Here is a 620-nt window from a genome sequence, read left to right on the forward strand (position 1 = left end):
CACCGCGGTGGGCGAGAACGACTCCTGGCTGTTTGCGACGCGGGCGCAGTTTGAAGAACTGGCGCTGGATGCTTCAGGGCCGAGCGATTGGAAGCCGGCGTTGGTGGCCGACGCGGCCGATCAACATAGCCGCAGCTTCTACGACGCAGCCGGGCGACCCAGCCTCAGCGTCGACGCACAGGGCTATGTGACTGAGCGCCGCTATGATGCGGCGGGCAATCTCACCGACACCATCCGCTACGCCAAGAGCCTGGCGCAGATGGGCCTGTCCGCCGAAGGCCTGCAAGACGGCGCCCGCGCCAACCTGCTGCGCAACAGCCTGTTCGAAGCCTCGGTGCCGGGCAAGGTGGCGGGCTGGGATTACGCGGCATGGAACGCCGCCGCGGAGGTGGGCGGGAACCTGAACGCCGACTGGCGGGTGGCGGAAGGCCTGGCTGGCGAGAACACCGTCTATCTGCATCAGACCGGTCGTCATCCGCAAGACGCCTACCAGGAACTGGTGCAAAGCGTGCCGGTGCAAGCGGGACGCCGTTACGCCTTCTCGGCATACACCGGCGCGCACCGCGCGAATACCAGCCTGCACATCGTGTGGTTCAACGCGGCGGGCCAGGCCTTGGGCT

General features: G+C 67.3%; 1 protein-coding gene. It reads left to right on the forward strand.

The annotated features are described in order from the left end of the window. On the forward strand, window positions 1–620 hold a 620-nt coding region (locus MOV80_RS23290; protein ID WP_249605565.1), incomplete at both ends, for an RHS repeat domain-containing protein.

It is taken from the genome of Chromobacterium sp. IRSSSOUMB001 (assembly GCF_023507765.1).
In the GTDB taxonomy this organism is placed as follows: domain Bacteria; phylum Pseudomonadota; class Gammaproteobacteria; order Burkholderiales; family Chromobacteriaceae; genus Chromobacterium; species Chromobacterium haemolyticum.